This window comes from Bradyrhizobium rifense, assembly GCF_008123425.1.
Classification (GTDB): Bacteria; Pseudomonadota; Alphaproteobacteria; order Rhizobiales; family Xanthobacteraceae; genus Bradyrhizobium; species Bradyrhizobium rifense.
Map to the genome: position 1 here is coordinate 171,064 of NZ_VSSS01000038.1, position 23,969 is coordinate 195,032.

The 23,969-nt window shown below is 57.8% G+C and carries 16 protein-coding genes and 4 pseudogenes; 10 read left to right on the forward strand and 10 right to left on the reverse strand.

Features of this window, described 5'->3' with window-relative positions; all coding sequences use genetic code 11:
* Positions 1 to 402: 402 nt before the first annotated feature.
* The 3 genes from glmS to gmd all read right to left on the reverse strand — a co-directional run bounded on the left by glmS (position 403) and on the right by gmd (position 4,495).
* Positions 403 to 2,229 carry a glutamine--fructose-6-phosphate transaminase (isomerizing) gene (gene glmS, locus FXB40_RS25465; protein ID WP_148774895.1) on the reverse strand — a complete coding sequence of 609 codons (1,827 nt, stop codon included), beginning with the start codon at positions 2,227 to 2,229 and terminating at the stop codon, positions 403 to 405.
* Positions 2,230 to 2,451: 222 nt separating this feature from the next.
* Entirely contained in the window at positions 2,452 to 3,429 is a 978-nt protein-coding gene (gene fcl, locus FXB40_RS25470) for a GDP-L-fucose synthase (protein WP_148774896.1), read from the reverse strand.
* The gene (gmd, locus tag FXB40_RS25475; protein WP_148774897.1) at positions 3,410 to 4,495 is read right to left on the reverse strand and encodes a GDP-mannose 4,6-dehydratase; all 1,086 of its coding nucleotides are present in this window, start codon (positions 4,493 to 4,495) and stop codon (positions 3,410 to 3,412) included. Before gmd ends, fcl begins: the two co-directional genes overlap by 20 nt.
* Before the next feature lie 1,301 nt (positions 4,496 to 5,796).
* Between gmd and FXB40_RS25480 the strand changes: the two genes are divergently transcribed.
* The gene (locus FXB40_RS25480) at positions 5,797 to 5,985 is read left to right on the forward strand and encodes a hypothetical protein (RefSeq protein ID WP_148774898.1); all 189 of its coding nucleotides are present in this window, start codon (positions 5,797 to 5,799) and stop codon (positions 5,983 to 5,985) included.
* Between the two features lie 1,499 nt (positions 5,986 to 7,484).
* Here the strand turns inward: FXB40_RS25480 and FXB40_RS25485 are convergent.
* The 3 genes from FXB40_RS25485 to FXB40_RS25495 form a co-directional block, all read right to left on the reverse strand.
* Positions 7,485 to 8,864, reverse strand: a complete 1,380-nt coding sequence (locus tag FXB40_RS25485; RefSeq protein ID WP_148774899.1) for a Gfo/Idh/MocA family oxidoreductase — start codon at positions 8,862 to 8,864, stop codon at positions 7,485 to 7,487.
* 133 nt (positions 8,865 to 8,997) lie between these two features.
* Positions 8,998 to 10,023 carry a radical SAM protein gene (locus FXB40_RS25490; RefSeq protein ID WP_148774900.1) on the reverse strand — a complete coding sequence of 342 codons (1,026 nt, stop codon included), beginning with the start codon at positions 10,021 to 10,023 and terminating at the stop codon, positions 8,998 to 9,000.
* Positions 10,024 to 10,313: 290 nt separating this feature from the next.
* Complete coding sequence (locus tag FXB40_RS25495) at positions 10,314 to 10,550, reverse strand: LexA family protein (RefSeq protein WP_148774901.1); 237 nt, start codon at positions 10,548 to 10,550, stop codon at positions 10,314 to 10,316.
* 38 nt (positions 10,551 to 10,588) lie between these two features.
* On the opposite strand from FXB40_RS25495, the gene FXB40_RS50465 reads away from it, so the two are divergent.
* The 9 genes and pseudogenes from FXB40_RS50465 to panB all read left to right on the forward strand — a co-directional run bounded on the left by FXB40_RS50465 (position 10,589) and on the right by panB (position 17,067).
* Positions 10,589 to 10,927, forward strand: coding sequence for a helix-turn-helix domain-containing protein (locus FXB40_RS50465; protein WP_430648050.1), 339 nt, complete (start codon positions 10,589 to 10,591; stop codon positions 10,925 to 10,927).
* Between the two features lie 206 nt (positions 10,928 to 11,133).
* Positions 11,134 to 11,736, forward strand: a complete 603-nt coding sequence (locus FXB40_RS50470; RefSeq protein ID WP_430648062.1) for a transposase — start codon at positions 11,134 to 11,136, stop codon at positions 11,734 to 11,736.
* Positions 11,737 to 11,911: 175 nt separating this feature from the next.
* Positions 11,912 to 12,436: pseudogene (locus FXB40_RS25505) on the forward strand (radical SAM protein); the annotation flags it as partial.
* A gap of 60 nt (positions 12,437 to 12,496) precedes the next feature.
* On the forward strand, positions 12,497 to 12,850 hold the full coding sequence (panD, locus tag FXB40_RS25510) for an aspartate 1-decarboxylase (protein WP_148774902.1): 354 nt from the start codon (positions 12,497 to 12,499) through the stop codon (positions 12,848 to 12,850).
* A gap of 85 nt (positions 12,851 to 12,935) precedes the next feature.
* A pseudogene (locus FXB40_RS25515) lies at positions 12,936 to 14,084 on the forward strand (8-amino-7-oxononanoate synthase).
* Positions 14,084 to 14,716 (forward strand): dethiobiotin synthase, encoded by a 633-nt coding sequence (bioD, locus tag FXB40_RS25520; protein ID WP_148774903.1) that lies wholly within the window; start codon positions 14,084 to 14,086, stop codon positions 14,714 to 14,716. The pseudogene FXB40_RS25515 and the gene bioD overlap by 1 nt, the downstream one beginning before the upstream one ends.
* Before the next feature lie 217 nt (positions 14,717 to 14,933).
* Positions 14,934 to 15,092: pseudogene (locus tag FXB40_RS50475) on the forward strand (adenosylmethionine--8-amino-7-oxononanoate transaminase); the annotation flags it as partial.
* A gap of 181 nt (positions 15,093 to 15,273) precedes the next feature.
* The gene (locus FXB40_RS50480; protein WP_430648052.1) at positions 15,274 to 15,420 is read left to right on the forward strand and encodes a hypothetical protein; all 147 of its coding nucleotides are present in this window, start codon (positions 15,274 to 15,276) and stop codon (positions 15,418 to 15,420) included.
* Between the two features lie 775 nt (positions 15,421 to 16,195).
* A pseudogene (gene panB / locus FXB40_RS25530) lies at positions 16,196 to 17,067 on the forward strand (3-methyl-2-oxobutanoate hydroxymethyltransferase).
* A gap of 926 nt (positions 17,068 to 17,993) precedes the next feature.
* On the opposite strand, the gene nolL reads toward panB, so the two are convergent.
* The 4 genes from nolL to FXB40_RS25550 form a co-directional block, all read right to left on the reverse strand.
* Positions 17,994 to 19,115 (reverse strand): nodulation factor fucose acetyltransferase NolL, encoded by a 1,122-nt coding sequence (gene nolL / locus FXB40_RS25535; protein WP_148774904.1) that lies wholly within the window; start codon positions 19,113 to 19,115, stop codon positions 17,994 to 17,996.
* 933 nt (positions 19,116 to 20,048) lie between these two features.
* On the reverse strand, positions 20,049 to 21,302 hold the full coding sequence (ectB, locus tag FXB40_RS25540) for a diaminobutyrate--2-oxoglutarate transaminase (RefSeq protein ID WP_148774905.1): 1,254 nt from the start codon (positions 21,300 to 21,302) through the stop codon (positions 20,049 to 20,051).
* Positions 21,303 to 22,288: 986 nt separating this feature from the next.
* Positions 22,289 to 22,678: a response regulator transcription factor gene (locus FXB40_RS25545; protein WP_148774906.1), complete on the reverse strand. Its 390-nt coding sequence runs from the start codon at positions 22,676 to 22,678 to the stop codon at positions 22,289 to 22,291.
* Between the two features lie 90 nt (positions 22,679 to 22,768).
* Positions 22,769 to 23,452, reverse strand: a complete 684-nt coding sequence (locus FXB40_RS25550; RefSeq protein WP_148774907.1) for a response regulator transcription factor — start codon at positions 23,450 to 23,452, stop codon at positions 22,769 to 22,771.
* Between the last annotated feature and the right edge of the window lie 517 nt (positions 23,453 to 23,969).

Genomic DNA, 23,969 nt, shown 5'->3' on the forward strand with positions numbered 1-23,969 from the left:
AAGACGCGCCCGTTCAGTTTGTGTGGAGTGGCAGAGAGCGCCCGCTGAATTCACCGCGTGGAGCTCGCGCGGGGGATCTATCCCTCGCGCGCAATCCGCCGCATTTCACGTGACTGCAACGTGCGGGCATTATCATCGCGGTTCGACCACAGGACGGTATCGAGGTTAGCTGATAATATTCCCGGTCAACATCATGGCCAGCTCGTCCCGATACCGCCATGATCGAAAGCGTAATGATCGGCCTTGCCGACGGCCAATCTGGTCAATATAGGCTCCGAGCACGATCGCGCCAACAGATCGCATCAAGGCACCGAGCCAGAACACACCGAAGATCAGATCTGCCGGAGCTTTGCGCGCCTTCGGTATCTGACCGACGCCGATTCCAGGTAGCGTCACCTTAGCTTATTCGACGGTAACCGATTTCGCAAGATTTCGCGGTTGGTCGACGTCCGTGCCCATCAAGTTGGCCGTGTGATAGGCCAGGAGCTGCACCGGAATCGCATAGACAATGGGCGTAAATGTCGTCCCCATCTCCGGCAGCACGACCGTCGCGAGTGTATCCATGGACACCTCCGCGGCTCCGCTAGCGTCCGTTATCAAGATAATCTTGCCGCCGCGGGCGGCGACCTCGTGCATGTTCGAGATGGTCTTTTCGAAGAGCCGGTCGCAAGGAGCGATGACGATTACGGGAACGCTCTCGTCGACCAAGGCGATGGGGCCGTGCTTGAGCTCTCCGGCCGCATAGCCTGCGGCGTGAATATAGGAGATTTCCTTCAGCTTCAGGGCCCCTTCCAGGGCCAGTGGAAACGACGTGCCGCGACCAAGATATAGCACGTCACGCGATTTGGCGATGTCGCGTGCGAGCTTCTCGATCTGCGGCTCGCTGGCAAGCGCCCGTGTAACTAGCCGGGGAATTTCGATCAGCACTCGCACGAGATCGACCTCGTCGCTCTCCGACAATTCACCCCGCGCCTTGCCCGCCGCGACCGCAAGCGCCGCCAGGACGACAAGCTGGCATGTGAACGCCTTGGTCGAGGCAACGCCGATTTCAGGTCCGGCGAGTGTCTGCAACACTATCCCGCTTTCGCGCGCAATGGTCGAGCCTAGAACGTTCACGATCGAGAGTGTATGCAGGCCTTGAGACTTGGCGTAGCGCAGGGCGGCCAGCGTATCGGCCGTCTCGCCGGACTGCGAGATGAAGATAGCAAGATCTCCCCTGCGCATCGGTGCCTCACGATAGCGAAACTCGGAGGCGACATCGAGCTCGACCGGAATACGAGCCAGCCGCTCGAACCAGTATTTGGCGATATGGCCGGCATATCCTGCCGTACCGCAAGCGGTGATCGAGATATGTCCGATCGCATTGAAATCGAACGGAAGCTCCTGCGGCAGTGCGACGCTCTCGTTGGCGATATCGACGTAGTGCGCCAGCGTCTGCCCGATCACCTCTGGCTGTTCGTGGATTTCCTTCGCCATGAAGTGGCGGTAGTTTGCTTTGTCGACGAGAACCGACGACGTGGCAGATTTCACCACCTCCCGGCGGGCGACTGTGCCTTGTGCGTCGTAAATCACGGCGACGTTGCGGTTGAGCACAGCCCAATCGCCGTCCTCAAGATAGGTGATCAAGTCGGTAAGGTGCGCGAGCGCGATAGCATCCGATCCGAGATACATTTCGCCTTCGCCATGGCCGATCGCAAGCGGTGAGCCCTTCCGCGCGCCGATCATGAGCTCGTGGTGCCCCTTGAACAGGATTGCAAGCGCAAACGCGCCCACTAGCCGCGGCAGCGACGCTTTTACTGCGTCCTGCGGCGAGCAGCCATTTTTCAGATATGAGTCGATAAGATGCGCCACCACCTCGGTGTCTGTTTCAGAGGCGAAATAGGCGCCATGCTGCTTCAGCTCCGCGCGCAGCTCGCGGAAATTCTCGATAATGCCGTTATGGACGACTGCAACATTGTCCGTTGCGTGGGGATGAGCATTATGCTCGGTCGGCTTGCCATGGGTCGCCCAGCGCGTGTGCCCAATCCCGGCATGGCCTGAGACCGGATGGCGGCGAACGCGTGTCTCAAGGTTCCTCAGCTTGCCCTCGGCCCGCCGAAGCTCGATATAATTTCCTTTGAGCGTTCCGATGCCTGCTGAATCGTAGCCGCGATATTCCAGTCGCTTAAGTGAATCGATGAGTCGATCCGCGACCGGACCGCGCCCCAGGATGCCGACAATCCCGCACATGCTAATCAATTTACCTCAAGTTCATAACAGAGCGTGCCGCAAGGCGCGCCTGACCAATTCGCTCGCTCTAGCAATGGGCCAGTCTAGCCCGGGCCTGCCCTCGATCGGGGCACGCGTCACCCGGCGGTGCGCGAGCTCCAAGCAACACGTGGAGGCTTGTCGAATTCGCCGGACGATCCTAAAGCAACTTTCTGGGAACCGAACAATGAGCGCCATCGGCGGCTAGCAGCTGCATGGTTCTGTCCTTTTGTCCGATGTAGCCGATGCCACCAAGAAGGCCTGGTAGGCCTGCCGCATTCCATGTGTGAGCCATGTCCTCGCGCGCCAGCCGAGGCTCGCGAGACGGCTGACGTCGAGCAGCTTGCGCGGCGTGCCGTCGGGCCGGGAGCTATCGAAACTGATCTCGCCGATATAGCCGACGACTTCGGCGACGATGCGGGCAAACTCGGCAATGGTGATGTCCTCGCCAGTGCCGATATTGATCAGCTCCGCGCTCGAATAGGTCTTCATCAAATGCACGCAGGCATCGGCCATGTCGTCGACATAGAGGAACTCGCGCCGCGGCGTGCCAGTGCCCCAGACTACGACGCTTCTTGCGCCCGAAACCTTTGCCTCATGGAAGCGCCGGATAAGGGCCGCGACCACGTGGCTATAATCGGGATGATAATTGTCACCGGGACCGTAGAGATTGGTCGGCATCACGCTGATGAAGTCAGAACCATACTGGCTGCGATAGGCCTCCGCCATCTTGATGCCGGCAATCTTGGCAATCGCATAAGGCTCGTTGGTCGGCTCCAGCGGGCCGCTCAGCACGGTGTCCTCGCGCAAGGGCTGCGGTGCGAGCTTCGGATAGATGCAGGACGAGCCGAGGAACATCAGCTTCTCGGCGCGGTTCACATGCGCGGCCTGGATCACGTTCGCGGCGATCGCGATGTTGTCGTAGATGAATTCGGCGCGCAGCGTGGCGTTGGCGACGATGCCGCCGACTTTTGCCGCGGCAAGGAAGATCACCTGGGGCCGCGCCTTCGCGAACCAGTCGAACACCGCGGCCTGGTTGCAGAGATCGACCTCGCGCCGGTCCACCGTGACAAGCTTGACATCCTCGCGCGCCAGCCGGCGCATGAGCGCGCTGCCGACCATGCCGCGATGGCCGGCGACGTAGACGCTCTTGCCGTTGAGCTCAAACGAAGCGTTTGCCATTGGCCGCATCCCGTTTTGCCTCCGCCAGATCGCTCCCCACCATCTCGGCGACGAGTTCCGCAAAACTCCGCTTCGGTGTCCAGCCGAGCACCTCGCGTGCCTTGGTGGCATCGCCGACGAGTAGATCGACCTCGGTGGGGCGAAAATAGGTCGGATCGATCTTCACCATCGTCTTGCCGCTCCTGGCATCGATGCCGGTCTCGTCGACGCCTGCGCCGCGCCATTCGACACGACGGCCGACCTGCGCAAAGGACAGCTCGACCATCTCGCGCACCGAGCGCGTCTCGCCGGTGGCGAGCACGAAATCGTCGGGCTTGTCGGCCTGCAGGATCATATGCATGCCCTCGATGTAATCCCTGGCGTGACCCCAGTCGCGCTTGGCCTCGAGATTGCCGAGATAGAGCGTCTCCTCGAGTCCGACTTCGATGCGCGCCACGCCGCGCGTGATCTTGCGCGTGACGAAGGTCTCGCCGCGGATCGGGCTCTCATGATTGAACAGGATTCCGTTCGAGGCAAACATGCCGTAGGCTTCGCGGTAGTTCACCGTGATCCAGTAGCCGTAGAGCTTTGCGACGCCGTAAGGCGAGCGCGGATAGAACGGCGTCGTCTCCTTCTGCGGAATCTCCTGCACCAGGCCGTAAAGCTCGGAGGTCGAGGCCTGGTAGAACCGCGTCTCCTTCTCCATGCCGAGGATGCGGATCGCTTCCAGGAGGCGCAGCACGCCGATGGCGTCGGCGTTGGCGGTGTATTCGGGGCTTTCGAAGCTGACGGCGACGTGGCTTTGGGCGGCGAGATTGTAGATCTCGGTCGGACGGATCTGCTGCACCAGGCGGATCAGATTGGTCGAATCCGTCATGTCACCGTAATGCATCAGGAACGGCACGTCGCCGACATGCGGATCCTGGTAGAGATGGTCGACGCGTGCGGTGTTGAACGAGGATGAGCGCCGCTTGATGCCGTGCACGATATAGCCGAGCGACAGCAGATGTTCGGCAAGATAGGCACCGTCCTGTCCAGTCACGCCGGTGATGAGAGCGACCCGCCGTTTGCTTGCTTGGTTTGACAAATCGTCTCTCTGCGCATGTTAATGTCGTCCCGCGATCGACGACCTTTAGTCGCGTCGGCCTCCGATCCGGAAGCGTCACGCTCTCGAAGCACCGAATGTGGACGTGTATAGACATTGCATCGATCGCTCAACTGTACGGAGGTAAACGTTCCACATCGAAACGGTTTTGAAGGACTATACGAAAGTTTGCAATCCGGCGGGTTTCGTTCGCCTTCCTCGGCCGTCGCTCCATTGCTTGGGTGCGACCAGTGGAATTACGGCGCGGACAAGTGGTGAGCGACCCGCCGGGACCGAGAAGCCGTTCCACTGTCTTTGCTTGCTCAACTCGCGCGGCGAGCCAGGCCATAGGATGGCCGCCTCGGACATGCGACCTGCTCGAAAGGGCCGATCGTTGGGCTGCGAATAAGGCAGGCATGCAATCGGGCTCCTTGAGCTGTCGATGCGTATATCGAGGAGGCGTTGATAATCTCCAAGGCCTGAACCCTCCTGAGATTGCTCAGCAAGCTGTGAGCCAGCTCATAATCCGACCAGCTTAAATCATTGCAGCCGGGCATGACGAAGACGTCGCGATAGGAGGATGCGTACCAAACATTGTGCCAACGTGTATGCCTACAGCTGCTCCGTTTCGGCGCGAGCAAACTATTTGCAGGTTCGCGGTAGGTGGATCACGACCACCTGTATGGCCTCCAACTTCCATTCCACTCTGAGCAGCGAAAAAGGCAACCTCCGACATGAGCAAATCTCAAATCGGGCAATCGCCACGCGGCGACGCTGCTCCGATCTTCGCATCCGGTTCTCCTGCACTCGCCGTTTAATCGCAAGATCTTGCAATGAATCGCTGAGGCTACCTCACTGAGGCGTTTCGAGGCATCGCGGGCCTTCTGCAATCTGAGCTCCAAATGACACACTCCCAATTGGTCGGCCCGGATGCTGTTGTACGGCCAGGCGCGGTCGCCAGCTGCATTGAAGACCTTACAACCTGACGCTACGTTCGATTCAAGCACTTATGTCGAGAGTCGCGCATTTGGCGCGGGATCTGACGGGAACCACCAATGAGTCCAATCTCCACTATCATTTTGCGTTGGCGTGGTGTTTCCAAGCGGGCGTTCTCAACCGAGAAGAATGCAGTGAAGCTTACTCGACGCGCTTGCGTTTGTTGCGATTGGTTTGTCGCATCTCAGACATTGACAGAGCGGGCGGCATTGACGGCAAATGAAGTGCTTTTGCGAAAGCCCGCCTACGGGATTTTACGTAGGGCATGTGTCGCATTTTCTTGATCTAAAAACTGCATCGTCTTTTGCATGAAGCAGAAGAAGCCATTGCCCGACGCCAAACATTGGCGAGGCCGTGCGGAAGCGACGCGAGTAAAAGCGGAGTCGCTCAAGGACAACCCATCCAGACACAGGCTCCTCAAGGTCGCTAAGGAATATGATAAGCTGGCTCGCCTGGCGGAGAAGCGGCAGAGAAATGAGGTTGACGGGCAGTTCTGATCGCCGCCGGAACGCACGGTTGCATCGAAGGTAAGGCGTCGTGATCGCAGCGCGGAAGCCTCTCCGTTGGACGGCTCTAGCGAAAACGCCCTCATACGGTAACGCCAATGAGCGAGGCTGCTCAATGAATGCGGTCCGCGCGTCCGAGCCGCTGCCCGTGAATCGATTATGTGAGTTGTGGTCCGCCACACAGATTTCGCATTGACGGTGTCTCAGGCGGCAAGCCGGCTAACCGCTGGACATGAGAAGGAATGAGATGAAAGCCCACCGTCAGACCGTCGCAAGGGCGAAATTACAAGCCTCTCACGCGACGAACTGGCGAAGCATTGGCGTCAATTTGCATCGTCTGCTGAAGCCGTCGACGTGTCTTTGGGTGACAAAGTAGCCGGTTCGCCGGATCACGCCACGCGAATTGGCTTCCGCCGCCAAATTTGGCCGTGAGGCGTTTCAGTCGAGCTCTGGCATCTTGGACCAAACACGGATAGCTCAACGCCATAACGTCGCGGCTTATTAAGGCGAGGCGGCGAGCAAAAGCTCCTGCTAGCGGGCTTCCGTAGCCAAACCATCGTAGATGTCTGCGCGGATCGTCTGCACGAGGCAAGTTCGCAACGAAGTCACGCATGACGAGAAACTTCAAGCGAAAATCGTAGTCGAAAGGCCAACCACAACAGAACTCTCCGGTGGACAATTCCGGACAGAACCGATGTTCTTCATCCAGATAAGTTCGGTGCAGATGATCAGGAGTATTTGGGCTGCCGATGCCGGGGTGGCAGCCCCTCGATATATCAGTCGCACGACACGAGCGGTGCCGGCGTCAACTCTACCGGAACCACTCCGTTACAATCCGATCTCATCTCCGACAGCAGCGGGTTGCGCGACCCATGATCTGGCGGTCAGGCCATCGCGACATGCGTTGTCAATGCGACAGCACCACATGCAACAATCGCGACAATTGACGTTTACGCCCTCGCTTCCAGTATCTGCGGCTCTGCTCTTCGACTGGCCGTTCCTATGGCCCCGATAGGATCGCTCAGATGAGGGCCCGACGCATCCGGGCCCGCGAACGAAACTCGTTCCGTTCGCATCAGCGCCGATTTCTCCGCGGGTCGTCTCACACCTCTTTGGCACTCTTCGCCTTCTGGGGAAGAGACTGCAATTCAAATCACGTTCGTTCCATGTGCTCTCTCTTTCGTTTCGTTGCCGCCAGTGTTATCTCGTATTTTGCTTCGGGCTCTGTCCTCGAAGGGACGACTTCATCGTCTGGATTGGCTTCAGCGCCGATCTACACGCTTTCTATCGCGGCTCCTGCCGCTCTTCGTGCTCGGCCGCGTTGGGCGCAACGCCGGTTCCCGATCGATACCACTCACCCATAGCGCGAGCGAGGCGCCAAGCACGCTGATAGATTTACTGATGGGTTCAATCACAAGGACGGGAGAGGCAGACCGCAGCCATCACTTCGACGTCCGCAATCCGGGCGAGCCAGAGGTAACGGGGCTTGGTTATGCTCCAGCTTTTTCGACAGCGGCAGATCCTAAAGGTTCTCTGCGATCGCTTGTGACAGCAGTGAGATAGCGAGCGAAGAGCGAGATCGTTCGTGTGTGCGAATCGAGGGTGCTTCTGCCGCTGTGTCCCGCCAACCAATCGTCGAAGAGCTTCCTCCGGGCAGCCCCTAGATCCGCATTTTGGATAAGTGTGTCCCGCGTTGGGTAGAGTTTCTCCCGGAAAGCTGCCCGGCCTAGGAAGCTGCCATTTCGCCAAAGAGTGATGCGAGCCTCTTTCGCAAATTGCGGATGATCTTCTGTGCCAAAGTGCGGGCGCTTCACGATCCTGGCCTCGATCGCAGCAAAAGGACCGATATTCAAGCGAATGGTCTCTGACGCGTACCGGCCGTTTTTGTTGTAGATGTTGGTTGGCAGTTGCCGCCAATTGCGCAGCGAGACGCTCGTTTGCAGTAGGTCGAGCCGGAAGAGGCAGATGGTAATGCCGCTTTCGCAATGGCGTGCGGCTCCACATGAGACGAGGTCCGTCTCGCCCCAGAACCGCGGAGCGGGAAACGAGGGGGCGAGTGGGGCGGGCCCTCTTAGCCTCTGGACCAAATCAGGGGCGACCTGTCCGACTTGATCGGCGGCGGTGGCCCGGTGGACATCCAGCTCTATCGCCAGAGGCCCGAAGTTGTCTTCATTAGTACCCAGAAGGCTGGAAAGGATATCGACGTGATGATAGCCGGAATGACAAAGCATTCCATAGCCATACCGATATGGATGATCTTGGCGGGAGAGAATCTCCTCTTCCGTGTTCCAGACTCCCTCGTGATGCTCGATGCCAATATAGGTGATGGGCGTGCCGAGCTTACGGGAGGCGTGGCGCGCATAACGTCCAATCAGGTCGTAGACTGCGTTGTATCGTCGCGGGGCCATCACGACGCAGCGCCCGCCACTCCGGTTGGAGATCGCCTTGAGTTCCGCCGCCTCCCCAACAACTCGGTCCACTGCAGGGCGCCCATTCGACCCCATTGGAAGCACAACCGGCTTGTCGACCAGACAATCAAGACCAAGTCCAAGTGCCGCGCGAAGGTAGTCCAGATGGGCCTTCGGTTCGGTCGAGACAATGACTTTAGAGCTTGGACTTGCCAACGCTCTGAGAGCGTCCTCCCCCTCGCCGGAGTACCAGATGCCCTGTGGTCGGAGATCGGGTACCCAAGAGATACTCATCGGCTTGCACGCGCGCGTCTTGAAAAAGGCATGCACAGCATTTTTCGTGCTCGCGAGCTCAATCACATGGAATCCCGAGGCTCGCCTGCTGGCGACGGCGCTCTCGATCAGAGGAATATACTTAGCCATGGCGTGAGGACCGAGCCCGACGAGTACAAGATCCTTCATGTCTTCTGATCTCCTCTCGTCCTCCGCCCCGATCAAAGCTTCGGGCGCGAACCAGTCAGAGTTTGGGTCGATCCGACCGCAACCGAACTGGCACTCCTTGCAGAGCCGACCGTTCCGATCCAAGGCTCGTCGGTCATCCGCAGGCAAGCGCGCGATTTTCGATATTCTTCAGAAGGGCCACCTGCGAGGGGCAGTGGGAGCAGCCGCTGTCCGCCCGGTAGTGCTTCAGCGCCGGAGAGGTTCGCCAAGCCGTATCGAGATCGAATTCAGGGGATCGGATGTTGCCGACAAGGAACGCCTCGCTGTCCGGATCCCCAACGACGTAGGGACAGGGGTAGAGATCGCCATTTGCCGAGAGGTAGACAGAGGTGATGCCGCAGTCACATTTGGAGAATTTAACGTTCGGCCGCGGCTGGCTTGTATCAACAAAAATCGGAGGTGGCAGCTCAAGGCGGGCCGCGGTCTTTGCAGCCGTTGCGATCAGAGCCTGCTGCAACTCTCTGATCTCATCAGCCGACCCTAGGAGCGCTTCCTCGTTGTCCAGAGCGACACCTGAGGCGAACATCGGCTTAATTCTGAAGGAACCAACGCCAATCGAGGACAGCAGTCGATACGCGTCCAGCGCTTCAGCGATGTTCTGTCGATTGGCCGTCATCCTGGCCTGCACCAAGACCCCGCAATTGGCTGCTTCGGACATCTGACGGAGTGCGGAATCGTAAACACCCGGCTTTCCGCGGAAGCGGTCCACAGTGTCCCGCTTTGCGCCGTCGAAGCTAAATTGAAGGGTGAGCTTCCCAGGATCATCGAAGATGGAGACCACATCAGAAATTGGAACTTGGCCAAGCCCCGCTGTATTTAATTGGACTTGCATCCCCCGTTTTTGTCCATGCGCGAGCACGGCTTCCGTTCGCGGAAACACGACTCTGAGAAGCGGCTCACCACCCGTCACTGAGACCTTTGTCAGGCCATACCGGTCGATAAGCAGATCGATAAAGTTTGTCATCTCATCGACCGACAACTGCGACGGCTCTAAACGTCTCTTGTACTCGTCTCGATACTGTTGGGGAACATAACAATGCTTGCAATGAAGGTTGCAATAAAACGATACGCAGAGTCTCAGATGGTCAAACACAATTGGAAGCCGCTTGTCGGGTGGCATCGGGTGCTCCTCGGTGGTCTGACCGCATCTTGAGCAAGGCTTGGGCCACTCCCAAGCAGAAGATTCTTGACGATTTTCTTTGGCACTATGTCATGCTCAAAACAAACCCGTCGCGTTCCGCGCAAGAGCCTCGTTTGCTTTCTGACAGAACAGAGTGATCGGGCGGGAATGCGATCACGACAGAGGCTTGGGTTGAAGCGCGACCGCCCGGACGATCGATGGCACACAAAGCAACCGGTGGTTCGTCACAGTGATTTTGACGTTTTGATACCGAACCATTCGAGGATCGGCTAGCCTTCCAGCGGCACGAGGATTTCGATGCTTCTGGGGACGCCCGGTTGACGTCGGATGAAGCCATTTCGTTCGAGGGTGACGATCATCTGGCGGACCGAAGGCGGGCTGACGCGGAAATGGCGCTGGATGTCAGCTTCGGCGGGCGGCTGTCCGAACATGTATGAATAGATATGGATAAAAGCGAGGGAGTGCCCCTGCTTCTCGGTGAAGCGCGCGCCTGATTTTGGACTCATCGTTGGATTCGTCCCAGCCTCCAACAAGGAGGCAAAGCATGAATGTACGTTATCGTGTCGAATTGAGCCAAGCCGAGCGCGATGAACTGACGGCGATGCTCGGCGGCGGCAAGCACGCCGCCCGCAAGCTCGAGCGGGCGCAGATTTTGCTGGTGGCCGACGGGGGCCGCTGCGACGCGGAGATCGTCCGAACCGTCCGGGTCAGCCTTTCTACCGCCGGCCGGACCAAGCGCCGCTTCGTGGAAGGCAATCTGGAGCGGGCCTTGAGCGAGGAGCCGCGTCCGGGCACCGAGCGCAAGCTGACCGGCAAGGAGGAGGCCCTGCTGGTGGCGACCGCATGCACCAAGCGCCCGTCAGCCGCAAACGCTGGACGCTGACGCTTTTGGTCGACACGATGGTCGAGCTCGCCGATCACGACAGTCTGTCGGGCGAGACCGTGCGTCGCCGGCTGGCCGAAAATGACGTCAAGCCGTGGCGCAGGGACATGTGGTGCATTCCCCATATCGATGGCGAATATGTCGCGTCGCATGGAAGATGTGCTCGATCACTATGCTGAAGCGCCTGATCCTGAGCGGCCCCTGGTCTGCTTCGACGAGACTCCCATCCAGCTGATCGGGGAGGTGCGCCAGCCGGTCCCGGCCCAACCGGGACGACGCGAGCGGTACGATTACGAGTATCGCCGCAACGGCACCCCAATCTCTTCGTCACCTTCGATCCATATCGAGGTTGGCGCAACGTCAGGGTCACCGACCGCCGCGCCGCCGTGGACTATGCCCACTGCATGCGTGAACTCGTCGACGTCCATTATCCCGGCGCCACCTGTATCCGTGTCGTGCAGGACAATTTGTCGATCCACAAGCCTGGGGCGCTGTATGAGGCCTTCGCGCCCGCAGAGGCCCGACGTATCCTGCGCCGCCTCGAATTCCACTTCACCCCGAAGCACGCCAGTTGGCTCAACATGCTCGAGTGCGAGATCTCCGGGCTTCAGCGCCAGTGTCTCGGTCGCCGCATCGACGACCCCAAAAGGCTCCGAAACCAGATCGCCGCATGGCAACGGCGGCGAAACCAATCCGAGCTCGCATCAAATGGATGTTCACAACCGACAAAGCCCGCGCCAAACTCGGCCGCGCCTATCCAGTCACCGCCAAGGAGTCAACATCGCTGTGATGAACCACTAGTTGCCTGAGTGAGCGGCGCCGAGGAGTGTTGTTGCGCGTTCCTCGATGCTGCGAGGAAATCCTGCGTGAGAGGCGGCTATGAGCCTGATATGAGCGCCATCCACTCGCAACTCACCGATAATTCTCGCTTAATACCGGGCAAGAGTGTTGCTTTGCGGAACTACGCACGATGGTGTCGTCTATATGATTGAGCGAAAGTCTTGGGGGGCTGTGGAAGTCGAAGGCAATAGCGGCCGCAACGGCGCGCCGGTCCGCGGCGACTGGGAACGTGCCGAGGCGGGAGAGCTTTACGCGCTGCCATTTGCCGACCTCCTATTTCACGGTCAGACCGTTCATCACGACAATTTCGATCCAAACCACGTCGAAACCGCAAGTTTGCTCAGCGTCAAGACCGGCGGTTGTCCTGAAGACTGCGCCTACTGCGCACAGGGCGTGCATTACGACACTGGCCTGAAGGCGACCCGCTTGATGGATCGCGCGGACGTGGTCGCCGCCGCGCAGCACGCCAAGGCCGCCGGGGCGACGCGCTTCTGCATGGCCGCGGCCTGGCGCAATCCAAAGGACCGCGATCTCGATCAGGTCTGCGACACGATTGCCGCTATTAAACGTGTTGTCATGGAGGCGTGCGTAACGCTCGGCATGCTCACGCCAAAGCAAGCCGCACGACTCGCCGACGCCGGCCTCGACTTTTACAATCACAACGTCGACTTCGCTTAGGTTGTCAAACCAATAAAGGTGCTGCGCGCAAGCGATCAGCGTAGGTGAAAAATGCAGATTGTCTTGATGAAGGGAACGATCCATTGCGCCTCGGTAACCGAAGCCGACCTCCACTATGAAGGCTCGATCTCGATTGATCGCGGGCTCCTGGACGCGGCCGGTATCCTGATCAACGAACGCGTCGAACTCTACAATCTTGAGACGGGGGCACGCTTTGCAACGTTTGTGACAGAAGCGCCACAAGGATCCGGCACCGTAGACGTGAACGGTGCGGCGGCCCGACTGGCGATGCCCGGAGATAAGATAAGTATCGTCGCATACGCGTCATTTGACGAGGAGGATGCAAGACTCTTCAGGCCGCGAATTGTGCTGGTTGATCGAGACAATCGCATCCTGCCGGTTTGAAGTCAAAACAGCCAACGCGGGAAGGCCCTGTTCTTCGCCGCCAGTTGGAGTTTTGCGGCGTCCATCGTTGCTCAGCGAGTGAAGAATGAGTTCCGTCATTGCCGCTAAATCGGCCAGCTATGTGGCAGGCTTGGATGCGCTTCAAGAAGACGATCGCCTGCGCGGTATCACGCCGCGCATCGGGTCCGACTTTTCATCAAGCGGTTATCTGGCCCAGGCGAGCGCGCCGCGCATGAAAAAGGCCATTCTCGCGCTGGAAGCCGGTACTCCGATCGGAGCCGGCGGATCACGGCTTCTGCGCGGCAACTACGAGGAGCACGAATGCCTCGAGGCAGACGCCGCGCGGTTCTTCGGGGCGCAGACCGCGCTCTTCTTCGGCTGTGGCTATTTTGCAAGTTTTCCGGTGCTGACAAGGCTGCCGCAACGGCACAACCTGCTTGTCCTTGAGTCTCTGGTTCACGCCAATACTCATGAAGGGGCGCGGCTGGCCGAGCCGCTTTCAGAATCTGCGCCCATAAGGACCCGCAGGCTATCGAGAGCGAAATTCGCCACTGGCGTGCCGCGGGCGGAGCGGGGCAGGTCTGGATCGTAGTCGAGAGCCTCTACAGCATGGATGGCGATTTCGCACCGCTTGAAGATCTGCTCGCGATTGTGGGCCGGCACGATGTGTTCTTGGTCGGGGAGGAGGCGGATGCCACCGGTGTTTGTGGCGAGCAAGGACGAGGTCTCACAGCGCCCTATGAAGGACGCGAAACTCTCCTCGTTGTACATACCTGCGGCAAAGCGCTGGGAGCTGCCGGGTCGCTTGTCACCGCCTCTGGCGTGCTGCGCGACTTCATAATCAATCGCTGTCGCCTGCTTGTTCTTCGCGACCGCTCCTTCGCCGTTAATGGCGGTGGCAGCATGGGAGACTCTGTCGATTCTGCAGGAGGAGCCGGAGCGCCAACGGCGGCTGGCGAAGCTTGTCGCGCTCACCCATTGGGAGATCGTTGCGCGAGGCGAGAGACGTCCTTCAAACTCGCTGATCCTGCCCTATATCGTTGGCGAGAATGCCCGCGCCCTGAGGCGAGCCCCCGCGCTACAGGCTCGAGGATTTGACATCCGAGGACTCAGACCGCCAACGGTGCCGGCCGGCACGGCCCGTTTACGAATTTCGCTGACGCTGAACGTCGGAGAGGAAGAGGTACGTGCGATGCTCGATGCGCTCGCCGAGGAGACGAGGGACGGATCTTGATGAGTCAGCGGATCGTGGTGACCGGCACAGATACGGGGATAGGCAAAACTGTCTTTTCGGCAGGCCTTGCCCATCTCCTCGGCGCGAATTATTGGAAACCAATTCAGACTGGTCTTGAAGGAGAGAGCGATAGCCAGCTGGTCGCACGACTGGGCGGTCTGTCGGCCGATCGGATCATTCCGGAGCGTTACCGCCTTACAACGCCCGCTTCCCCGCATCATTCCGCCGAAATAGACGCAATTCGCATCGATCCCGATTCGCTCGTGGTGCCGGATACCGGGGAGCGGCTGCTCGTCATCGAAGGCGTCGGCGGACTGATGGTGCCGCTGAATTCCAGCGAACTTTACATCGACGTCTTCGAACGGTGGCGGCTTCCCGTCGTGCTTTGCGCCCGCACGCAACTCGGTACCATCAATCACTCTCTGCTGTCGATAGAGGCCTTGCGAAAGCGCCAGATCGAACTTCTTGGGATCGCATTCATCGGGGAAAGAAATTCTGAAACTGAGAGCGCAATTTGTGACATCACGCGGGTGCGCTGGTTAGGACGGCTGCCCTGGATTTCTCCTCTGACGGCAGACAGCCTGCAGGCTGCCTTCAAGGGCTCGTTTATCCCCGGCGATTTCAAGCCTTGATGCCAGACAAGAGGTGGCCAATTTGGCATCCATTCACGCAGCATGCTCTTGACAACGAGGACCAAAGTTGTGCGTGGCGACGATGCTTATCTCTACACTGCGCCCATCGAATCAAAAATGAAATCTCATCCTGGTGGGTCGTCACTCACGGCCCCTTGCCAGCCGCAAATCGTGAGCGCGATTCAGAAGAACCGGTGCCTGCAAGCTGAACCAAATCATTTTCGCCGGCTACACGCACGATCCGGCTGAAGAGCTCGCTCGGCTCCTTTTGAACCTCGCACCCCGAGGCGTCGAACATCGTTTCTACCCGGATAGTAGGTCAGCCAGCGTGGAAGTCGCCGTGAAGATGGCACTCGGCTATCGGCACCATATAGGCGAACAGCGAACACGCATCGTTGTCATGCAACACTCCTATCAGGGCGACACCTTCGGGCGATGTCAGTTGGGGCCCGCGGTATCTTCAACGCAGCGTACGGCCCTTTCCTGTTCGACGAGACCTCAATCCCGTTCCCTGCGAGCTGTCGTGAGCAGGCGACACTTGATGCGCTTGAGTCAGCATGTCGAAACGAAAATCCCGCGGCTTTATCGTCGAGGCTCTGGTATCAGAGGCAGGCGGAATGTTGATGTACCCAGCTTTGAAGCTAAGAGAGATGAAGCGCATCTGCGAGGCGTCGGACATTCTGTTCATTGCCGATGAGGCATGACGGGCTAAGGCCGCACCGCAATATTCTTATGAGAGAGCCTTGCCATAAAAGGTGCGGCCGGCCGGGAGAGCGCGGGCTTCGCCGGCCGGTCCAGAGTGTGACCGTGCGTTCGTTTTCAATCCGATCGCGTCATTGCGATTGGGTACCCTTCGATCAGTATGGATGCCTGCGCGAAATCGCCACGAGGTGATGAAGGTATGCACCCATTGGTGCCGGCTTGTTGCGGAAGTTCCTTCGTCAATTTGATTTGAGGAGAGCGGCCTGGACGGCGGGTCTTATCAAGAGGCGAGGCACGCGAAGATGGTGGACACGTCATCCGCATTCTGGAGTGTGCGGCCAACCGTGCGAGCGCCGGTGCATCTTTCCTATCTCGCTCGCCTGGATCACGGTCGCTTCGGAATGTGCCTGCAGTCCGCCGAAGCCGCGGCTTTGAGCGCCATAAGCCAATCAACAGCCATACGGAATGGACATGCCGCCTTAACGTGGGCTTTGACACGTAGATCGGAGCCTCATAAGGACATTCACTGTATCGCCGCTTGCGTGCATCGTCTCCAGGCTGCCGTTTTGAGTCGCAGAATGTTTGGATGGTGGAGCCCCAGAACCACGTCGCAGAGGAACATCTTGAAAGAGTTTGTCTGCTGATGAATCATTGGAAACTTTGTGCTTTCCAACTTCTCAGTGACGCGCCTTTTCGGCCTCCCTATTGACAGAGACCATTTGCTCTTCCAAGGGAAAGGCCATTTCCAGAGACATGCGCGGCCGGGTCAGATCGAACATGAGTCACATTTCGCAGCTGTCAGTTGAGCGCGTCACGATTCCAGTTCTGCAACGGTTCAAAGAGGAAAGGCGCGCCATCGTCATGACCACAGCTTATGATGCGGTCACGGCACGTATCGCCGATCCTGTGGTCGACGTCATTCTTGTTGGCGATAGCGTCGGCAACGTATGCCTTGGGTTTGATGACACTTTACCGGTCAGCATGGCGATGATGAATCACCACCTGGAGGCGGTCGCGCGGACAAAGCCTCGGGCCATGCTTGTAGCTGACATGCCGTTTCTTAGCTTTCATCTCAGTACCGACGACACGATACGCAACGCTGGAGGCTTCCTGCAGCGTGGCGCCGACGCCGTCAAGCTTGAGGGAGGGGGTAAACGTGTCGAGATGATCCGAGCCTTGGTGAATTGCGAAATTCCCGTGATGGGCCATCTTGGTCTCACGCCACAAAGCGTCAACGCAATGGGTGGCTTCAAGGTACAAGGTCGGAACGCGGACGATGCCCTACGTCTGCTTGATGATGCTACCAGCTACAGCAGGCGGGATGCTTTGCTGTTGTCCTCGAAGGTATTCCGGCTGAGCTCGCTGCACGAGCGACTGAATCTCTGACCATACCAACAATTGGGATCGGAGCGGGTCCAAGTTGCTCAGGCCAAGTTCTAGTGTTCCACGACGTGTTGGGGCTCTCAGGAAGCCGTTATCCAAAATTCGTGCGTGTCTATGTAGAGGGCGTTCAGCTGCTGCAGGAGGGCCTCTCGCGCTGGGCCGCTGATGTCCGTAGCGGAGAATTCCCTGCGGCGCAGGAGTCATATCGGATTCTGGACGGCTTGCGCGGGGCGATCGTAAACTGGACGCCCTCCAAGACAAGCTAGTGCAATGTCCAACATGCGAACGAGCAAGTACGGTCGGGGAACTGCGTAGCGCCCCTGCAGAGGAGCGCCGGTCCGATAGCGAGGCGGGGCCCGCTGCGACGATAGGTTGCGCCGCACGATCGTCATCTCGCCCTGGCCGAAAGCTCGACAACGTCCGTTATCATCGTTAGTGAGCGCCTTCCGCGCACCCGCCCCAGTTGAGACCAAATAAGGATCTCGGCAGATAGTCTCGTGACTTCCCAAACGGTGAGAGGCTGTGCCGCCAAGCGGGTCGGATTCGTCTCTGCGCCAGATCCCGGGAGACTGTGCGGCTTTATTTGAGACCTCGTCGAACCGGCGAACCCGCCAAGCCTCTGCACGCTTGCATTTTCGCGGCCTTGCAAAGTACGTATGCAGGCTGTTCTATCGTGCAGCCATTGTCGCATGCATTGGACTAAAGGGTCCAACAACGCGCGGTCGTGCGCCGCATGGTCGTGAATCTAACTTCCGATCGAGATCGTCACGTTTCGAGATGGTGAGAAGCCGACAGGCTCGCGATGGGCAATCGGATCGCCTCATCAAGAACCGCTTGTTGGTTGCCGAAGGCCTGTTACTTCGGGCAGCTGCGGGTCTAGACGGAGATTCGAAAGACTGGGAGGTCTCGGGTTCAGTACGGCAGTCGAAGAACCATCTTGCTGAGTGTGAATGGATTGCGTTCGATCTGCGTCGAAAACGGCGGCTAGACGACTGGTACCGCGACGCTAATCTCACGACACTCGACCGTATAGGATGGACGGCAATGGGCTGAGTTCGCCGGTGCCATACAATCCAAGCGCAATACAGGCTCGATGGGGTTGCTCTTATGCCGATCATCGCCTCGACGGCGGCACGCGGGCAACTCGATGCTATCGGCACCCTGCCGTACTCGAACGATCAAATGGATACAGCTAGTTCATTGCAGGTTTGGCTTGCGGGAGACCTGAGCGTGGTGGCATTCCAAGGACGAGCTGAGACAGATATGGAACGCCTCGAACGATCGAGCGGATCGTTAGGGCGATCGCAATGATCGCGGCCCCGAGCAGACCCGCGATGATCACCCGGGTCGTGAGATCCCAAAGTTCTCCGAATTGTATGAAATCCATGAGACGGAACACGGTACCCTGGACCAGGTAGAGCAGCAGCGTGGCCTGGCCCAATTCCACAGCGATAAAGCGGGCCATTCGGTTTAAATGGCCAAAGCGCCAGCATTGGAGCAGGAGTTCGATAGCGACTGCTGACGCAGCTGCAGAGCCAACAAACATCAGAAGCACGTTTTTAGTTGACCGAAAGTCGTGAATTACCCCAAGATTATTGTAGATATAGGTGCTCTTGCCCCAAGCTAGAAAGCATACGCAGGTCACTATTGAAAGAAATACGATCAGGACCGGCTTGTGATGTCGCAATGCACTCGTCCATCGTTCTCTCGATTGAGCAAGCAAGAAGCCGAAGCAGAAGAACGGGTAAGTGAATCTGATCAGCGGTGATATGGAGAATGTCAGGGGCGCGAGCGCGACCAGTATGGCTGAGCCAGTTATGACCCACGATCGGCGGGTGAGCCTGGTAGAAATCTTGATGAGAAGGTAGGAAATAAACGTGGCCCAGATGAACCAATAGGTGCCGGCGAGATCGTCTACAAATTCCAAAAGTCCGCTCGTTAGGCTGGTCGTGCGCCCCAACGCCGCTAACTTAGCTGTCTCCATTATCACCCACCAAAATAGCATCGGCAGCAAGAGCTGCTTCGCACGGTCGCTGGCGGCTCGAGTGAACGGCTTTTGAAGCAGCGAACGAGCAGAAAGATATCCGCTTATCGCCATAAAAAGTGGCATGTGAAACATATAGATCGATTTGTAGTACGGCGAATACCAAAACGCGTCGTCTCGGTAGATGACATACTGGATCAGGTGCCCAACAATCACCAAAACAATGAGTGCACCTTTCGCGAAATCTAAACTGAGATCTCGATCGTATGCCTCTGTCCTGCGCGAACTGGGGACGTTCGTTCCAGTCACGGGTCGCAATCTATCAAACATCTAGATATCTGTTGTTGACGAGCCGGCGGCCCGTTGTCCGCTACTTCTGCCTCATTTTTGATCCAAACGAAAGGCGATGGCGGGAGTTTTTGGAAGAGGAATAGGCTCAGCTTATTAGGCCTTCCAAGAACTAGCTGTGGGCCGCGCATGTCTGAATGCCTCGGGGATCTTTGTGGGCAAAGACACGATATCCAGTTTGAGACACGGCTGTAGCGGCGCGGGCGCGGCATACTACTTGCAGACGCGTTTGTGGGAGGAAGACTGTCACGCTCAGTCTCCCACTCGGCCCGACGCATCTCAGACCCGGCAGATGCGTCGGGCTTTGTCGGTTGGCCCAGCATAGTTGACACTTTGTCCGTCACTTTCGCTTGACGTCGAGGTGTTCACGCCAATAGGGGCTTCTGATAGCTGAGACGCGAGCACCCCCAACATTGGCGTTTTGGCAGCGTGCTACGGGCGCACGCCGATAGCGGTGCTCTGCAGTTCTGGAGCAAAAGCCGAGGACCGACCTTTCTGATTGGGAGGCTTGTTCGGTTTCGTGTAACTGACGCCGTCAACCACGCGTGCCTTGACGACTTTCGTCGCGCCATCTCTTAGTGCAGCTTGTGGCTTGGCGTGCATCCGCAAAGGCCTTAGTTGGATCGTACTCGCAGGATGATTGATAGCGAACCAGCTCGACCAGAGTCGCTCGCGATAGCGAGGTTTTATGGTCAAAGAGATGCTGCTCCCACTCAGTGTTGTGGACCAAGAAGGACAGCAGCCGTTCTTCGCGCATCAGCCGACTCGGCGGATCACAGACAGCATTGGCCTTGAGCGTCACCTCCATAATCACGGCTTCAGAATTCCTGAACGTTTCGGCGGCAAGAAGGGACTCGCGCCAGTGACTTGTGCGGCGATGCTGTCGTGCAACAGTTTCTCTCGTGTGCCTACAAATTAGCTTCCTCGGGCTGAATTCAACGTTTCGGTCAACGACTCCTCGAATATGTCTAGGCCTTGTCCCAACGTGTCCTGGTCGATCGTAAGTGCGGGCAAGAACTTCACAACCTGATCCGTCGGTCCGCATCGCTCGATAATCAAGCCCTTCGCAAACGCTTTACGTGACGTCGCCTCTGCGATCTCTGTCGTTTTGCAATCGAAGCCGCATACCATGCCCCGTCCACGAACAGCAAACTTGTTTCCGTGCTGATGCGCGATAGCATCGAGTCGACGCCGCATAAGTGCGCCCATGCGTTGGACCTGGTGCGAGAACGTTTGGTTACGCCAATACAGGGTCAAGGCCGCTTTGCCAGAAACGAGTGCAAGATTGTTTCCTCGAAAGGTTCCCGTGTGCTCGCCTGGTTCCCATGCGTCGAGCGCTTCTTTGATCAAGAGCATCGACAACGGCAAGCCGTACCCGCTCAGCGATTTCGACATCACAACAATGTCTGGCGATAAAGCAGCGAACTCGAAACTGAAGAACTCGCCTGTACGACCACAGCCCATTTGGATATCGTCAACTATGAAAATAGCTCCGACCTCTTTTGCCAAAGCCTGAATTGACTGCAACCATTCCTTACCGGCGACGTTGATGCCTCCCTCTCCTTGCACGGTTTCGACGAGAATGGCGGCTGGAAGATCAATACCACTGCTCTCGTCCATTAATACCTTTCGCAGGTAATCCGCCGCGGAACCAAGATACCCATCATACGGCATGAAAGTTGTGCCAGTTAAGGGAATGCTGCTGGCTTTGCGGTAAAAGCGGTTACCGCTCGCAGCTATGGCTCCCAAGCTTTGGCCGTGATATCCATTTGTGAAAGAAATGACGTTGTGACGTCCTGTGATCTTACGCGAGAGCTTTAGAGCCGCTTCAACCGCGTTAGCTCCCGTAGGCCCCGTAAATTGAAAGCGGTAGGAAAGATTCCGTTCACGAAGGATGACAGAGCAAAAGGTCTCCATGAATTCGACCTTTGCTGGAGTGGCCATGTCCAAGCCGTGGACGACGCCGTCCGACTCCAGGTACTCGCTGATTGCTGCTTTGATCTCCTGATTGTTGTGGCCATAGTTTAGCGCTCCAGCGCCGGACAGAAAGTCAATGACCTTTCGGCCACCCTCTGTGAACATAATCGAGCCGCGCGCCCGACTGAAGACAGCAGGAAAGCAACGTGAGTACGACCGCACGTTGGACTCTAGCGTTTCGACGGTCTTCATTCTGCACTGCCCGTGTATTCCAACCATGTGGTCGTCTCCTCGACAAGAAAATCCGCCCGACGAATAAGCGCGCGGCCAACATCTGCAAGATAGGCAAACGGTGAACGCGCGGTCCGCGCCTCTCGACGTCCTTGTTGCGCGCAGCGCGTCTGAAAATCAGCTCCAGCGATTTACCTGAGAACCATGCGGAACAAAGCTACTATGTCTAGTAGTGTTGTCCACATTTAGCGAACGCCACTGGCTAAAGTCGTCTTTCGCGGACAGGCTTGCTTAGCCGCGCGCAAAGAAGTTGCGCATGCCGTGCGGTTAGCTTGCGTTACGACAAATTCTGTAAAGGAGAAAGAATGGAATAAATTTCATCGTGACCCAGAAGGGTCCGATGCGCGCCCGTCGGTAGCAAAGGCATGGCTTGAGATCACATGACCGGCGGCATTGGAATAGTATTGCCGCTGCGACGGATGCGTAAGATTCGGGTGCTTCGGCCCGCCGAAGGACGCTGGGATCCAACGGACGGATCTCACGGTGCAAACTGTGGATCGTTCGGAAGTCCAACGTGGCCTGCAGCCTTTTGTGACTGCGGCGATCGTCTTGAAAGGATGCATGATTGGCCGTGATCGGCGCGTCATGCTCCCCCACACTCCGGCGCCGGACTTCGCTGGAGCACTCGCAAAAGTGTCGGGTGAACCCTTTTCGGCGAGGTCCTGCCTGGCAAGCCGCTGCTGTGGTACTTTCGACCTAAGCTCAGCATCGCTGTTGGTGCGCACCTTTGTTAGGTCGCCTCGTCTGATTACGCGATCATGTCAGAGGCGTTTTTGTCAGGAGCCCCACGCTGCGAGTGCTTCGATGAGATGCCGAAAGCACAACAACAGCGACAGGAATGCGGCAAGACGGAAAGGCGATGGTCGCCACCAGCACGAGGTAAGGACTGGCAGCGGCACATTGGGCGCCGCGCGGGCGCGGCGTGGTCCAGACTGCCTCCCCATCTTTCACGCATCCGTTCCGCCACGATGCTCGCGCAGCGCATCATCGAGGCAGGCTATCAACTCAAGACCGGCAAAGGGTTTGGCGAGAAAGCCAATTACGCCGACGCTCAACGCGCGGGCTCGCGTGCGATCATCCGCGAAGGCAGTAATCAAGATGAATGGCGCAGCGTGACCCTGGGCCCGCATCTGTTCCAAAAGTTCAAAGCCGCTCATGGTGGGCATCTGCACGTCTGCAATGACACAGGACGTGTCATTCAATTGAGACGACCGCAAGAAGTCCTCAGCCGATGCAAACGTATGAACGATGTGGCCCTGCGATTTCAGAAGGTTGTTCAGTGCGGCACGAATCGAAGGATCGTCGTCGACAACGGAAACAGTTGAATACCTGGACAAGACAACCCGTTCTAGTTGGGCGAAGGCGGTGGCAGAAGCATGACGGCCAACTGAAGGGTGCGCGTGTTCGATGAAATTGTAAAATCATACTTAGGTTTGTACCCTGGAACGGTCGGTCCCAATTCCCAGCCTCTCACTCATCCTGATCAAATCGGCTAGCGATCGAGCGCCCATCTTCTTCATCATGTGCCCGCGATAGATTTTTACTGTAATCTCGGCGAGCCCGAGTTCCGCGGCTACCTGTTTGTTCAATAGGCCAGCGGCGACCAGTTTCAAGACATCCTGCTCTCGTGGACTTAGGGCCTCAAACAAGGACTGCAGCCTCCCGACCACCTTGTCTACACCCCGCCTCTTCCGATCCTGTTCGATAGCTGCGACTACGCCATCGAGCAGTTCCTGATCGCGAAACGGCTTGCTGAGAAAATCGATTGCTCCACGCTTCATGGCTTTGACGGTCATCGGAATATCGCCATGAGCGGTGATGAAAATGATGGGAATGTGAATCTTCAGTTTGGCTAACTCACTCTGGAGCTCAAGCCCGCTCGATCCTGGCAGCCTGATGTCAAGCACGAGGCAGCTAGGAACATCAGGAAGCTCGCTCTGGAGCAGTTCCTGGGCCGATCCGTAAGCAACGACATCTAGACCGATCGAACGAAATAGGTTGACCAGCGATTCCCGCATTGAGAGGTCATCGTCGACGACGAGGACGCTCGGCCTCACCTCCGGCCCTTCGACATTTGCGGCTTCCTTCCGCGGTTCAGAGCGCTTGGTCACGATAAGAGCCTCACTTGTACGATTTACAGTAGAAATATCGTGTCACAACGACCTTTGATTGAGACATGCAGCCTTTCGCGTAGGCTAATCTTTGAGATTTTCCAGGTGCGTGACTGGTTAGCCATTCGCACCAGCGTTGCCCATTACAGGAAAGTCTAGCAAAAACCGCTCGAGTGGTCGAGAACTGCCTTTCGCGTCTCTCCGCCGTCGCGTTGGACCAGCCTGCGGCATCGATCAAATCAATGAACAGCCGGTCGAGAAGCACCGAATCCAGGACTTGCAGCGCTCGCTGCAGCGAACGACTCATTTTGCGGCTGAAGGATCAGAATGCCCGGCGCTTTGGTAGTTGAACGTGGGGGCGCGAGCTGAGCGAATTGGCGCGATTGTGCCTGTGCATGCGCCGATCCCGCCGGCGTTGCGATCGGCAACTGGCGTAGACGATCGCACCCGCACTAAGGAAAATGGAAACCAGAACGAGCAGCAGCGGCATCAGCACATGAACTCTTTTTTCCGTCGT